The organism is Bradyrhizobium sp. SZCCHNRI3052, assembly GCF_032484895.1.
Taxonomy (GTDB): Bacteria; Pseudomonadota; Alphaproteobacteria; order Rhizobiales; family Xanthobacteraceae; genus Bradyrhizobium.
The window spans coordinates 173,177-186,567 of the sequence record NZ_JAUETW010000015.1; the positions used below are offsets into that span (position 1 = coordinate 173,177).

Consider the following 13,391-nt stretch of genomic DNA (forward strand, 5'->3'; position numbering starts at 1 on the left):
ACGGCAGCCGGCCCGGTCAGTTATTCCGCCCCGATCGTCGTCAGGTCCTGGAACCAGTGTTGCGCCTGCACGAACTTCTTGACCTTCGGCGATAGCGCGTGCGGGTTGGTGTCGTGCACGACCCAGACCAGCACCGCATCGTCGACCACGGCCGCATGCGCCTGCGCGATCAACTCGTCCTGCTTGGCCGGATCGAACGTCTGCTTGGCTTCAGCAATCAGCGCATCGACCTTGGGATTCTTGTAGCCGCCCCAGTTGACGCCAACGGGCGCGATCTGGTCGGAGGCGAAGAAGCGGACGATCGCGTAGAGCGGGTCCGATGTGACATAGGCGATGTTGTTGGCGGTGATGCCGGCGTTCATCTCGTCGGCGGCGCCCTTGCGCCAATGCGTGTACAGCGTCTCCAACTCGACGACCTTGAAGTCGATGTCGATGCCGATCTCCTTGAAGCTCTGCTGCAGATATTCGTTCATCGGCAGCGACAGCATCTGGCCGGTGCCGCCCTGCGCGATGATGAAGGTCGTCTTCAGCGGCTTGGCTGGCGAATAGCCGGCTTCCTCGACCAGCTTCTTGGCGGTGGCGAGATCGTATTTCAGCTCGAAGCTCGGCTTGCCGAACCACGGGCTCGACGGGTCGACCTGGCCCTTGGCGGGCTTGGCGAGGCCGTTCATCAGCCCGACCACTTCGTCGCGATTGATCGCGAGATTGAGCGCCTTGCGCAGGCGGATGTCGGTCCAGGGCGAGCCCGGCAGCACGCTGAGATGATAGTTCCAGACATGCGGTGTGACGTTGTCGACGAGCTTCATGCCGGCCGCCTTGAGCTGCGGCACGGCGTCCGGCGCCGGCGTCTCGATCAGATCGACCTGGCCGGCGAGCAGCGCGTTGGTGCGGGTCAGCGCTTCCGGCATCGGCACGAGCACGAGCTTGTCCGTCTTCGGCAGCCGGTCCTTGTTCCAATATTCGGAATTCTTGGTGAGCTCCGCGAGCTCGCGCGGCACCAGTCTGGTCAGCTTGAATGGTCCCGTGCCGGAGGGCTGACTGGCGAACTTGTCCCAATCCTTGCCGAGCTTCTCATATTGCGCCGGGCTCGAAATCAGGAACCACAGCATCTGATACGGGAAGAACGAGTCGACCGTCTTGGTCGTGATCTCGATCGTGGAGTCGTCGATCTTGGCGTAGCTCGCGACTGAGGGAAGGCGTGTTTTGACCTGCGCGCTCTGCCGCTTGTCGAACTGCGGTGCCTTATCGTTGAGCACCTTGTCCAGATTCCAGATCACCGCATCGGCATTGAAGTCGCTGCCATCGTGGAACTTGACCCCCTTGCGCAGGGTGAAGCGCCATTTGGTCTTGTCGGCCTCGTCGATCTTCCATTCGGTGGCGAGGCCGGGAATGAGCTTGCCCGGTCTGTCGGCGATGCTCATGTCCCAGGCCACCAGCGGATCATAGATCGTGTAGCCGGTAAACTGATAGGCGCCGGCGCCGCGATCGGGCTGGCCCGTCGTCAGCGGAATGTCCGCCATCGAGATGCCGTAGCGCAGAACCGTTTCGGCCCGCGCCGCGACCGCGGAAAGACTGAGCGCGAGCGCAGTGGCGAGTAATGAGAATCGGATACGCATGAAGATGAAGCTCCGTTGAAACCGGATCAAATTCGACGCGCAAGACCTGCAATCGGGGTGCCAAGCCTCTGACCGGATCGTTCGAGCACAAACGGTTGTGACCTCGCGTCGCAGGCACGAGATCGGGAGCACCGCTGGCATAGGCGTTGCATAATGCTGCCCAGAATTTAGCCAGCTGATCGGAGACCTTGATCGTGCTTTTGCGTATTGCGACCTCAATGACGACGCGCGTGGCCGTTGCGGCCGCCATGATGACCAGCGCTGCCATCCTCGTGCTGCCGGCGCAGGCGGGCGCGGAAACCGTATTGCGCATCGGCATGACTGCCGCAGACATTCCGCGCACGCTCGGCCAGCCCGATCAGGGCTTCGAGGGCAACCGCTTCACCGGCCTTACGATGTACGACGCGCTGACGATGTGGGACCTGTCGTCGGAGGACAAGCCGAGCGTCGTCATTCCCGGCCTTGCCACCGAGTGGAAGGTCGACGATGCCGACAAGACCAAGTGGACGTTCAAGCTGCGTCCCGGCGTCACCTTCCATGACGGCGCGCCGTTCAATGCCGACGCCGTGGTGTGGAACGTCGAGAAGGTGCTGAAGCAGGACGCGCCGCAGTTCGATCCGAGCCAGGTCGGCGTCACCGCCTCGCGCATGCCGACGCTGGCATCGGCGCGCAAGATCGACGATCTCACCGTCGAGCTGACGACGAAGGAGCCGGACAGCTTCCTGCCGATCAACCTCACCAATCTGTTCATGGCGAGCCCGACGAAGTGGCAGAAACTCTATGAGTCCGCGACCGGCGCCGACGACAAGGCGAAGTCGCAAGCCGCCTGGGCCGCCTTCGCCAAGGATGCCTCGGGCACCGGTCCGTGGAAGATGGCGAAGTTCACGCCGCGCGAGCGGCTGGAGCTGGTCAAGAACGATGCCTATTGGGACAAGGCGCGTGTGCCCAAGGCCGACAAGATGATCCTGCTGCCGATGCCCGAGGCGAACGCGCGCACCGCGGCGCTGCTGTCCGGACAGGTCGACTGGGTCGAGGCGCCGGCGCCGGATGCGCTGCCGGAGATCAAGCAGCGCGGCTTCAAGCTCTACGCCAACGAGCAGCCGCATGTCTGGCCCTGGCAGTTCTCGCGCGTCGAAGGCTCGCCGTGGAACGACATCCGCGTTCGCAAGGCTGCCAACCTCTGCATCGATCGCGAGGGCCTGCGCGACGGCCTGCTTGCCGGACTGATGGTGCCGGCGACCGGAACCTTCGAGAAGGGCCATCCCTGGCGCGGCAACGTCACCTTCGAGATCAAGTACGACAAGGCGGCCGCGCAGAAGCTGATGCAGGAGGCCGGCTACGGCCCGAACAAGAAGCTCGAGGTCAAGACGCAGACGTCGGCGTCGGGCTCGGGCCAGATGCAGCCGCTGCCGATGAACGAATATCTGCAGCAGGCACTGGCCGAGTGCTATTTCGACGTCAAGCTCGACGTCATCGAGTGGAACACGCTGTTCACCAACTGGCGTCGCGGCGCCAAGGATCCGTCCGCCAACGGCGCCAACGCCACCAACGTCACCTACGCGGCGATGGACCCCTTCTTTGCGCTGGTGCGCTTCCTGCAGTCCTCGATGGCGCCGCCGGTCTCCAACAACTGGGGTTTCATCAACAACCCGAAGTTCGATGAGCTGGTGAAGAAGGCGCGCCAGACTTTCGATCCGGCCGAGCGCGACAAGGCGCTGGCGGAGCTGCATGCGGCGTCGGTCGATGACGCGGCGTTCCTCTACGTGGCGCACGACGTCGGCCCGCGCGCGATGAGCCCGAAGGTGAAGGGCGTGGTGCAGCCGAAGAGCTGGTTCATCGACTTCTCGCCGATCTCGGTGGAGTAGCCGTTCGCGTGGTGGAGTATTTGTCCACGTTCGCAGGCTGATCTCGCCGCTTGCCCCGCTGCGCTCCCTCCCCCTTGTGGGGGAGGGGTGGGGAGGGGGGTACTCCGGCGGCAGTTTTTGTGTGGACCCCCACCCCCCACCCCTCCCCGCAAGGGGGAGGGGAGCTTTCTTGGTGCCGCTTGTATCTCGCGACTCTCCGCCGATGAGGAGAGGCTTATGAAGGTGACTCGTGCTCTCTTATGCTGCCAGGCGGATGGTCTATGCGATCCCGATCATCATCGGCGTCGCGCTCGTCTGCTTCATGCTCGTTCACATCACGCCGGGTGATCCGCTCGTTGCGGTGCTGCCGGCCGACGCGTCGCAGGAGCTGGCACAGCAGCTGCGCGTGGCCTATGGCTTCGACAAGCCGCTGCCGGTGCAGTTCGGGCTGTGGTTGTGGCGCGCCGTCAATGGCGATCTCGGCAGCTCGATCGCCACCGGCCGTCCCGTGCTCGCCGAGGTGCTGCGCGCAGTCTCCAACACCGTGACCCTGGCGATCGCAGCCGCCATCATCGGATTCTCGCTCGGCCTGTTCTTCGGCCTCGTCGCCGGCTATTTCCGCGACAGCTGGATCGACAAGGTGGCGACGTCCATTGCGATCGCCGGCGTATCGCTGCCGCACTATTGGCTCGGCATGGTGCTCGTCATCATCTTCTCGGTCGAGCTGAACTGGCTGCCTGCGGTTGGCGCCGGTCCGTCCGGCTCGGGCGCATGGTCGTGGGACTGGGCCCATATCCGCTTCCTGGTCCTGCCCGCGATCACCACCTCGGTGATTCCGATGGGCATCATCACGCGCACCGTGCGCGCGCTGACCGGCGACATCCTCAGCCAGGATTTCGTCGAGGCGCTGCGCGCGAAGGGCCTGCGCGAAACCCAGGTGTTCCGCCACGTGCTGAAGAATGCGGCGCCGACCGCGCTGGCGGTCATGGGCCTGCAGCTCGGCTACATGCTGGGCGGCTCGATCCTGATCGAGACTGTCTTCTCCTGGCCCGGCTCGGGTCTGCTGTTGAACTCGGCGATCTTCCAGCGTGACCTGCCGCTCTTGCAGGGCACGATCCTGGTGCTGGCGATGTTCTTCGTCATCCTCAATCTCGTGGTCGACATCGCGCAGGCCGCGATCGATCCGCGCATCAAGCGAGGCTAACGATGAGCGTCAGTACCCCCGGCGCCCTCAACGACGCCTCGCTGCAGGCCGCGCCGATCGCGAACGCACGCGGCTATTGGGCGACCGTCGGTCGCCGGATCGTCCGCGACAAGCTCAGCATGGTCTGCGTCGCGATCCTGCTGCTGATCTTTCTCTCCGCGCTGCTCGCGCCCTATCTGCATCTCGCGGATCCCTATCAGGGCTCGATGATTCGGCGCCTGCGCCACATCGGCACGCCGAACTATCCGCTCGGCACCGACGAGCTGGGACGCGACATGCTGGCGCGGCTGATCTATGGCGGCCGGCTGTCGCTGCTGATCGGCATCTCGCCCGTGATCCTCGCCTTCGGCATCGGCACGATGCTCGGCCTCGTCGCCGGCTATGTCGGCGGCTGGGTCAACACCGCGATCATGCGCACCATCGACGTGTTCTACGCCTTCCCCTCGGTGCTGCTGGCGATCGCGATCTCGGGCGCGCTCGGCGCCGGGATCACCAACTCCATCGTCTCCTTGACCATCGTGTTCGTGCCGCAGATCACCCGCGTCGCCGAGAGCGTCACGACGGGCGTGCGCAATCGCGATTTCGTCGAGGCCGCGCGCGCCTCGGGCGCGAACGCGTTCACGATCATGCGCGCGCACATGCTTGGCAACGTGCTGGGGCCGATCTTCGTCTACGCCACCGGCCTGATCTCGGTATCGATGATCCTCGCGGCCGGTCTTTCGTTCCTTGGTCTCGGCACCAAGCCGCCGGAGCCGGAATGGGGCTTGATGCTGAACACCTTGCGTACGGCGATCTACGTCAATCCCTGGGTGGCGGCGCTGCCGGGCGTGATGATCTTCGCTGTCTCCATCTGCTTCAACCTGCTCAGCGACGGCCTGCGTAGCGCGATGGACATCCGGAGCTGAGAGGCATGAATGAAGCATCGGAAGTCACCGGACTGCAGCCGATCGAGGACCTCGGCGGCAAGGCGCAGCCGCTGCTGCGGGTCGATGGCCTGACGAAACACTTCCCGGTCCGTGGCGGCCTGTTCGGCGCGCGCAAGACGGTGCGCGCCGTCGACGACGTCTCGTTCGTCATCGGCAAGGGCGAGACGGTCGGCATCGTCGGCGAGTCCGGCTGCGGCAAGTCCACCACGGCGCGGCTCCTGATGCATCTGATGGACCGCGATGCCGGCGAGATCATCTTCGACGGCCGGCAGGTCGGCCACGAGATGTCGTTGCGCGAGCTCAGGCGCGGCATGCAGATGGTGTTCCAGGACTCCTATGCCTCGCTCAATCCGCGGCTGACGATCGAGGAGTCGATTGCATTCGGGCCGAAGGTGCACGGCATGACCGACACTGCGGCGCGTGCGCTGGCGCGCGAGCTGCTCGGCAAGGTCGGCCTGAGGCCCGAAACCTTCGCCAACCGTTATCCGCACGAGATCTCCGGTGGCCAGCGCCAGCGCGTCAACATCGCCCGCGCGCTCGCGCTGTCGCCGCGGCTGGTGATCCTCGACGAGGCGGTGTCGGCACTCGACAAGTCGGTCGAGGCGCAGGTGCTGAACCTGCTGATGGACCTGAAGCGCGAGTTCGGCCTGACGTATCTATTCATCAGCCACGACCTCAACGTCATCAACTACATCTCCGACCGCGTGCTGGTGATGTATCTCGGCGAGGTCGTCGAGCTCGGTCCGGTCGAGGAGGTCTGGGCCAGGCCGGCGCATCCCTATACACGGGCGCTGCTGGCGGCGATGCCGTCCTCCGATCCCGACAGGCGCACGGAGGAGCCGCCGCTGTCTGGGGATCCACCCAACCCGATCGATCCGCCCGCCGGCTGCCGCTTCCACACCCGCTGTCCATTTGCCGAGGCGCCATGCGCGAATGTCGCGCCAAGATTGACGGAGCTGGATACAATGGGCCATCAGGCCGCCTGCCACATGGCGATCCCAGGCTCGGGACACAGCCGGGCGCCGGCCGCCTGACGGGCAGACACCAGCAGTGAGAAGCGGAATGACCAGACCCACGCCCCAGCAAGTCAGTGCCATCGCGGAGGCCTCCGGCCTGCCGGTCGACAAGGAGGTTGCCACCCGCATCGCCGACTCGATCGGACCGGCCTTCGACAACTTCGCCGCGGTTGCCGGTACACTCCCATTCGACCTGGAGCCGGCGAGCTACGTCCTGGCGCAGACGCTGAAGGTGGGCCGATGAGCACCGAACCTGCCTTGATGACCCTGACCGACGTCGCGAAGGCGATTGCGGACAGGAAGCTCTCTTCGGTCGAGGTGACGCGCTCCTGCCTGCATCGCATCGCGCAGTGGCAGCCGAAGCTGAACGCCTTCATGGCGATCGAATCCGAGCCGGCGCTGAAGGCCGCCGCCGAAGCCGATGCAGCGCTCGCCAAGGACGGCCCCAAGGGCCCGCTGCACGGCGTTCCGCTTGCGCACAAGGACATGTATTACGAGGCCGGCCACATCTCGACCTGCGGCTCGCTGATTCGGCGCGACTTCGTCGCAACGACGACCTCGACCGCGCTGCAGCGGCTGAAGGATGCCGGTTCGATCCGGCTCGGCACCCTGCAGATGGCCGAATTCGCCTATGGCCCGACGGGACACAACGCGCATTACGGTCCGGTGCACAATCCCTGGAAGCTCGGCTACGTCACCGGTGGCTCGTCGTCCGGCTCCGGCTCGGCGGTCGGCGCGCGCCTGACCTTCGCGGCACTCGGCTCCGATACCGGCGGCTCGATCCGCATGCCCGCGAATTTCTGCGGCGTCACCGGCCTGAAGGTGACCTGGGGCCGCGTCAGCCGCGCCGGTGCGATGCCGCTGTCGCAGTCGCTCGACACGGTCGGGCCGCTGGCGCAGACCGCGGAGGATTGTGCGCTGATCCTTGGGCTGATGGCTGGTCCCGATCCCGAGGATCCCACCGCCAGCGCGGCGCCCGTGCCGGACTATGTCGCCGCCACCCAGGCCTCGATCAAGGGTCTCAGGATCGGCGTGCCCAAGGCGTTCTATGTCGACGACCTCGATCCTGAGGTGGCGCGCTGTCTCGATGCGACGATCGCGGTGCTGAAGACCGAGGGCGCCGATGTGGTTCAGGTCGAGCTGCCGGATCAGCGCCAGCTCACCGCAGCCTGCCAGCTCGTGCTAGCGGTCGAGGCGGCCGCCTTCCACAAGCGCTGGATGATCGAGCGTCCGCAGGACTATGGCCCGCAGGTGCTGATGCGGCTGCAGAACGCTCTGGCCGTCTCCGGCGTCGCCTATCTGGAAGCGCTGCGTTGGCGCGGTGCGGCGCTGGCGGCGCATGTCGCGGCAACCTCTGGCGTCGATGCCGTGATCGCGCCGGTGTCGCCGCGGGTGACGCCCTCGATCGCCGAGAGCGATGTCGGCGGCGCGCCGGGCGCGGAAGCCGTGATCCAGCGCATCACCCGCTTCACCCGCCCGGTGAACTATCTCGGCCTGCCGTCGCTGGCGATCCCGACCGGCTTCACGTCGACGGGGCTTCCTGTCGGCATGCAATTGATCGGCCGCTCCTTCGATGAGGCTACGATTCTGACCATCGGCGCCGCCTTCCAGCGCGCGACTGATTTCCACGCCAGGGTGCCGACGCTGCCATGAGGGAGACCTGTGTATCCCGCTCGATGGTCTCACCCTCCCCTGGAGGGGGAGGGTCGATTGCGCATCTCATGCGCAATCGGGGTGGGGTGACGGTCTCTCCCCTTGGAAGCGAGTCCATGGAGGGGCTGTCACCCCACCCCGTCTCGCATTCCGCTGCGCTTCATGCGAGCCGACCCTCCCCCTCCAGGGGAGGGGCGCAGCTCACTTCGCAATTGGCCACGGCATTCCTGACGGCAAGGTGAGATAGCCTCCCCATGACCAACCTCGTCGAGATCGACAATCTCACCATCCGCTTCACCGGCGAGCGCACCGTGCATGCGGTGAACGATGTCAGCCTGTCGCTCGGCGATGGCGAGGTGCTCGGCCTGCTCGGCGAGTCCGGCTCGGGCAAAAGCGTGACCATGCGGGCGCTGATGCGGCTGTTGCCGAATAAGCGGACGCAGATCTCCGGCAGTGTCAAGGTGCTGGGCCGCGACGTGCTGGCGATGAACGGCGAGGAGCTGTCGCAGTTTCGCGGCCGCTCCGTGTCGATGATCTTCCAGGAGCCGGGGCTTGCGCTCGATCCGGTCTACACCATCGGCCGGCAGATCGCCGAGACCGTGATGCGGCACGAGGGCAAGAGTTTTGCGGAAGCGCAGGCGCGGGCGCTGGAGATGCTCGACGTCGTCAGGATTCCCTCGGCCAAGCGTCGCCTGGAGTCCTATCCGCACGAGATGTCCGGCGGCATGCGCCAGCGCGCGATGATCGCGCTGGCGCTGGCGTGCCGGCCGAAAGTGCTGCTGGCCGACGAGCCGACCACCGCACTCGACGCCACCGTCCAGATCCAGATCCTGCTGCTGCTGCGCGAACTGCAGCGCGAGTTCGGCATGTCCGTCATCTTCGTCACCCACGACATCGGCGTCGCGATCGAGATCTGCGACCGCCTCGCCGTGATGTATGCCGGAGAGATCGTGGAGCAGGGCAGCTTGCGCGAAATCGTGCGCCAACCCGTGCACCCCTATGCGCGCGGCCTGCTGGCTTCGACGATCCATGGTGCCAGGCGCGGCGAGCGGCTGCAGACCATTCCCGGCACGCCACCCTCGCTCGACCGGGCGCCGCGGAGCTGCTCGTTCGCACCGCGCTGCGGCCTGGCGCAGCCGCGCTGCTCGCAGGCGATGCCGCCGAACATTGCGCTCGGGCCACAGCGGCTGGCGCGCTGCGTCCTGGCCGAGGCGCCGGCAAGTGTGGCGGCCACGTAACGGTTCGCCCGAAACGCGCTCGTCTCTGGCCGAAACCGTCCATCGCGTGTCGAAGCGTCGCAACGGCCTCGCTAAGGTGCTGCCACGCGTGGGACCGATCGTCCGCGCTGGATGAGGACACGCCATGCACGTATCGAACGAAGGTATCTTGGTCATTCTGTTCGTTGGCCTGGTTGCCGGCTGGCTGGCCGGCAAGATCGTCCGCGGCACCGGCTTCGGGCTGGTCGGCGACATCGTGATCGGCGTGCTCGGCGCCTTGGTCGCAAGCCTGATCTTCCCGCGGCTTGGCGTCCGGATCGGCACCGGCCTCGTGTCGGAAATCGTCTATTCCGCGCTCGGCGCCATCATTCTCCTGCTGGTGGTGCGGCTGGTGCGGACCGGCGGGCGGCTCTAGGGCTTGCGATCCGGCGTGGCTGAACGTTTGCACCGCGCCACGCGACATACCCCAGCACATAGCTAATTTACGCTAAAGTGAGCATCGTTGGACGCTCACCGCGGGAATCAGTATATTTCGCCTTGTTTGCCGCCAGTTCCGTGCTTTTGATCGGCGGTCACGCAGCTCATTTGATCAATTGAAGAGATGGTGGTGATGGCGGCCGCACCTCACGTGAGGCAATCCGAGCTCAGCGATGCCTTGCGCGGTTGCCGCAGCGCCTTCATCGGCGTTGGGGTGATGAGCTGCATCATCAACCTGCTGTATCTCACCGGCTCGATCTTCATGCTCGAGGTCTACGACCGGGTGCTGCCCAGCCGGTCCGTGCCGACGCTGATCGGCCTGATCATCATCGCCGCGGGACTTTACGCCGCCCAGGGCGCGCTCGACATGATCCGCAGCCGCATTCTCGGGCGGATCGGTACCGCGCTGGACGAGAGCCTGAACGCGCGGGTGTTCGACACCGTGGTGCGGCTGCCGCTGTCCGCCGGCGGCCGCAACGAGGGCCTGCAGCCGCTGCGCGACCTCGATAACATCAGGAGCTTTCTCGGCAGCCAGGGGCCGGGCGCGTTCTTCGATCTGCCGTGGCTACCGCTGTATCTGGCGATCTGCTTCGCTTTTCACGTGATGCTCGGCGTTACCGCGCTGGCCGGCGCCATCGTCCTCGTCGCCCTGACGCTGATCACCGAATTCCTCACCCGCACGCCGGCCAAGGAGGCGATGGGGCTCGCCGCCCGCCGCAACGATCTCGCCACCTCAAGTCGCCGCAACGCCGAGGTCCTGGTCGCGATGGGCATGACCGGGCGCATGCTGTCGCGCTGGAGCGAGACCAACGAAAAATATCTCGCCGGCAACCAGCGCGCCAGCGACGTCGCCGGCGGCCTCGGCGCCATCGCCAAGGTGCTGCGCATGATGCTGCAGTCCGCGGTGCTCGCGGTCGGCGCCTATCTCGTGATCCATCAGGAGGCGACCGCGGGCATCATCATCGCCGGCTCGATCCTGAGCGCGCGGGCGCTGGCGCCCGTCGATCTCGCGATCGCACATTGGAAGAGCTTCGTTGCCGCGCGCCAGAGCTGGCGCCGTCTCAGCCATCTGTTGCAGACGATGCCGCAGCGACCGGCGCCGACCCTGCTGCAGCCGCCGGTCGGCAAGCTCTCGGTCGAGGCCATCTCGATCGTCGCGCCGGGGGACCAGAAGGCGATCGTGCAGGACGTGAGCTTCGCGTTGTCGGCCGGCAATGGCCTCGGCATCATCGGTCCGAGCGCGTCGGGCAAGTCGTCGCTGGTGCGGGCGCTGGTCGGTGTCTGGCGTCCGGTGCGCGGCCATGTCCGGCTCGATGGTGCGGCGCTCGACCAATGGTCGACGGACGAGCTCGGCCGTCACATCGGCTATCTGCCGCAGGATGTCGAATTGTTCGCAGGCTCCGTCGCGCAGAACATCTGCCGTTTCGATCCGCAGGCCTCCGCCGACGGCATCATCGCCGCCGCCAAGGAAGCCGGCGTGCACGACATGATCATCAAGATGCGCGACGGCTATGACACAGAGATCGGCGAGCAGGGTGCCGCGCTGTCGGCAGGCCAGGCGCAGCGCGTGGCGCTGGCGCGCGCGCTCTATGGCAATCCGTTCCTGATCGTGCTCGACGAGCCCAACTCCAATCTCGATACCGAAGGCGACGAGGCGCTGTCACGCGCGGTGCGCTCAGCGCGGGCGCGCGGCGCGATCGTGGTCGTCGTCGCGCACCGGCCGATCGGCATCGAGGCGGTCGACCAGGTGCTGGTCATGAAGGACGGCCGCGCCCAGGCGTTCGGTCCGAAGGAGACGGTGCTGGCGCAGGTGCTGCAGCCGCGTGCGCCGTCGCCGATCAAGATCGTCTCGGAAGCCGGAGTGGCGAAGCCATGAGCAGTCAGGTCGTTGCCGGTCCACTTCCTGGCGGCCGCAAGACGGAGAGCGTGCGCGAGTCGATCCGCCGCCACCTGCTGGTCGGCATGGGCGTCGTCGTTGCGGTCGCCGGCGGGCTTGGCGGCTGGGCCGCGACGCAGCAGATTTCCGGCGCGTTGATCGCGCCCGGCCAGATCGTGGTCGAATCCAACGTCAAGAAGGTGCAGCATCCGACCGGCGGCGTGGTCGGCGAGCTTCGGGCGCGCGACGGCGACGTCGTCAAGTCCGGCGACATCGTGGTGCGGCTCGACGACACCGTGACCAAGGCAAGTCTCGCCATCGTCACCAAGAACCTCGATGCGCTGCAGGCGCGCGCCGCCCGGCTGGAGGCCGAGCAGCGCGGCTGGGCCAAGATCCTGTTTCCGCCGCAGCTGCTGCAGCGCATGAGCGATCCCGAGGTTAAGAGCCTGACGGCGAGCGAGACCAAGCTGTTCGAGGTCCGCGTCAACGGCCGTATTGGTCAGAAGGCGCAGCTGCGCGAGCGCGTCACCCAGCTGAACGAGGAGATCGAGGGACTCTCGGCGCAGGTCAGCGCCAAGGACCAGGAGATCGCGCTGGTCCAGAAGGAGCTCGACGGCGTGCGCCAGCTTTATGAGCAGCATCTGGTGCAGCTGTCGCGCCTGACCACCTTGGAGCGCGACGCTGCCCGCCTCAACGGCGAGCGCGCGCAATTCATCGCCGCGCGTGCCCAGGCCAAGGGCAAGATCAGCGAGACCGAGCTGCAGATCATCCAGGTCGACAAGGACATGGTCAGCGAGGTGTCCAAGGATCTGCGCGAGACCACCGACAAGATCGGCGAGTTCGTCGAGCGCAAGGTCACCGCCGAGGACCAGCTTCGCCGCGTCGACATCCGCGCGCCGCAGGACGGCATGGTGCTGCAGTCGAGCGTCCATACCGTCGGCGGCGTCATCACCGCCGGCGACACCATCATGCTGATCGTGCCGCAGAGCGACGATCTCCAGGTCGAGGCCAAGGTCAATCCGCAGGACATCGACAAGCTGCAGGTCGGCCAGAAGACGTTGCTGCGGCTGTCCGCCTTCAACCAGCGCACCACGCCGGAGCTGAACGGCGTCGTCAGCCGCGTCTCGCCCGACGTCACCACCGACCAGCGCACCGGCCAGAGCTATTACACCATCCGCGTCTCGATGCCGCCCGAGGAGATCGCAAGGCTCGGCGACGTCAAGCTGATTCCGGGCATGCCGGTCGAGGCATTCGTGCAGACCGGCGACCGCACTGTCATTTCCTACCTGATGAAGCCGCTGCACGACCAGCTGATGCGTGCGTTCCGGGAGAAGTGAGGGGCCCGGCTGCCGTCCCTGCAGAGACGGCGGGCAGCGCTCCAATCTCGCCGTCATCCCCGCGAACGCGAGGATCCATAACCACAGGGAGCAGTCGTGGCGCGAGATGCTCGTGACGTCTCGCGTCGCGCCCCATTTCTGCTGCGGAGTATGGGTCCCTGTGTCTGGAAAGTCTGCCATGATGATGGTGGGCGGGAAGCCGTTGGGTCCTTGGCGCTAGACGCC

General features: G+C 66.1%; 11 protein-coding genes. 10 read left to right on the forward strand and 1 reads right to left on the reverse strand.

What is annotated here, in order from left to right:
• Positions 1-20: 20 nt before the first annotated feature.
• A complete protein-coding gene (locus QW887_RS30310; protein WP_315713710.1) occupies positions 21-1,616 on the reverse strand; it encodes an ABC transporter substrate-binding protein in 1,596 nt (531 codons plus the stop codon).
• Positions 1,617-1,834: 218 nt separating this feature from the next.
• Between QW887_RS30310 and QW887_RS30315 the strand changes: the two genes are divergently transcribed.
• The 10 genes from QW887_RS30315 to QW887_RS30360 all read left to right on the forward strand — a co-directional run bounded on the left by QW887_RS30315 (position 1,835) and on the right by QW887_RS30360 (position 13,166).
• Positions 1,835-3,481, forward strand: coding sequence for an ABC transporter substrate-binding protein (locus tag QW887_RS30315; protein WP_410052155.1), 1,647 nt, complete (start codon positions 1,835-1,837; stop codon positions 3,479-3,481).
• A gap of 229 nt (positions 3,482-3,710) precedes the next feature.
• Entirely contained in the window at positions 3,711-4,664 is a 954-nt protein-coding gene (locus QW887_RS30320) for an ABC transporter permease (RefSeq protein ID WP_315713711.1), read from the forward strand.
• A 2-nt stretch (positions 4,665-4,666) separates the two neighbouring features.
• A complete protein-coding gene (locus tag QW887_RS30325; protein WP_315713712.1) occupies positions 4,667-5,569 on the forward strand; it encodes an ABC transporter permease in 903 nt (300 codons plus the stop codon).
• 5 nt (positions 5,570-5,574) lie between these two features.
• Positions 5,575-6,624: an oligopeptide/dipeptide ABC transporter ATP-binding protein gene (locus QW887_RS30330; RefSeq protein WP_315825918.1), complete on the forward strand. Its 1,050-nt coding sequence runs from the start codon at positions 5,575-5,577 to the stop codon at positions 6,622-6,624.
• A gap of 28 nt (positions 6,625-6,652) precedes the next feature.
• A complete protein-coding gene (locus QW887_RS30335; protein WP_009026147.1) occupies positions 6,653-6,850 on the forward strand; it encodes a hypothetical protein in 198 nt (65 codons plus the stop codon).
• A complete protein-coding gene (locus QW887_RS30340; protein WP_316195732.1) occupies positions 6,847-8,259 on the forward strand; it encodes an amidase in 1,413 nt (470 codons plus the stop codon). Before QW887_RS30335 ends, QW887_RS30340 begins: the two co-directional genes overlap by 4 nt.
• Before the next feature lie 254 nt (positions 8,260-8,513).
• Positions 8,514-9,497, forward strand: a complete 984-nt coding sequence (locus QW887_RS30345) for an ABC transporter ATP-binding protein (protein WP_316167329.1) — start codon at positions 8,514-8,516, stop codon at positions 9,495-9,497.
• Positions 9,498-9,621: 124 nt separating this feature from the next.
• Positions 9,622-9,891: a GlsB/YeaQ/YmgE family stress response membrane protein gene (locus QW887_RS30350; RefSeq protein WP_315713716.1), complete on the forward strand. Its 270-nt coding sequence runs from the start codon at positions 9,622-9,624 to the stop codon at positions 9,889-9,891.
• Between the two features lie 195 nt (positions 9,892-10,086).
• The gene (locus tag QW887_RS30355; protein ID WP_316195734.1) at positions 10,087-11,829 is read left to right on the forward strand and encodes a type I secretion system permease/ATPase; all 1,743 of its coding nucleotides are present in this window, start codon (positions 10,087-10,089) and stop codon (positions 11,827-11,829) included.
• Positions 11,826-13,166 carry an HlyD family type I secretion periplasmic adaptor subunit gene (locus QW887_RS30360; protein ID WP_316183764.1) on the forward strand — a complete coding sequence of 447 codons (1,341 nt, stop codon included), beginning with the start codon at positions 11,826-11,828 and terminating at the stop codon, positions 13,164-13,166. Before QW887_RS30355 ends, QW887_RS30360 begins: the two co-directional genes overlap by 4 nt.
• Positions 13,167-13,391 lie beyond the last annotated feature (225 nt).

Excerpts from the sequence above, each read along its gene's own strand:
- QW887_RS30310 (WP_315713710.1), bottom strand. The coding sequence starts at position 1,616 with ATGCGTATCCGATTCTCATTACTCGCCACTGCGCTCGCGCTCAGTCTT.
- QW887_RS30315 (WP_410052155.1), top strand. The coding sequence starts at position 1,835 with ATGACGACGCGCGTGGCCGTTGCGGCCGCCATGATGACCAGCGCTGCC.
- QW887_RS30325 (WP_315713712.1), top strand. The coding sequence starts at position 4,667 with ATGAGCGTCAGTACCCCCGGCGCCCTCAACGACGCCTCGCTGCAGGCC.
- QW887_RS30330 (WP_315825918.1), top strand. The coding sequence starts at position 5,575 with ATGAATGAAGCATCGGAAGTCACCGGACTGCAGCCGATCGAGGACCTC.
- QW887_RS30335 (WP_009026147.1), top strand. The coding sequence starts at position 6,653 with ATGACCAGACCCACGCCCCAGCAAGTCAGTGCCATCGCGGAGGCCTCC.
- QW887_RS30340 (WP_316195732.1), top strand. The coding sequence starts at position 6,847 with ATGAGCACCGAACCTGCCTTGATGACCCTGACCGACGTCGCGAAGGCG.
- QW887_RS30345 (WP_316167329.1), top strand. The coding sequence starts at position 8,514 with ATGACCAACCTCGTCGAGATCGACAATCTCACCATCCGCTTCACCGGC.
- QW887_RS30350 (WP_315713716.1), top strand. The coding sequence starts at position 9,622 with ATGCACGTATCGAACGAAGGTATCTTGGTCATTCTGTTCGTTGGCCTG.
- QW887_RS30355 (WP_316195734.1), top strand. The coding sequence starts at position 10,087 with ATGGCGGCCGCACCTCACGTGAGGCAATCCGAGCTCAGCGATGCCTTG.
- QW887_RS30360 (WP_316183764.1), top strand. The coding sequence starts at position 11,826 with ATGAGCAGTCAGGTCGTTGCCGGTCCACTTCCTGGCGGCCGCAAGACG.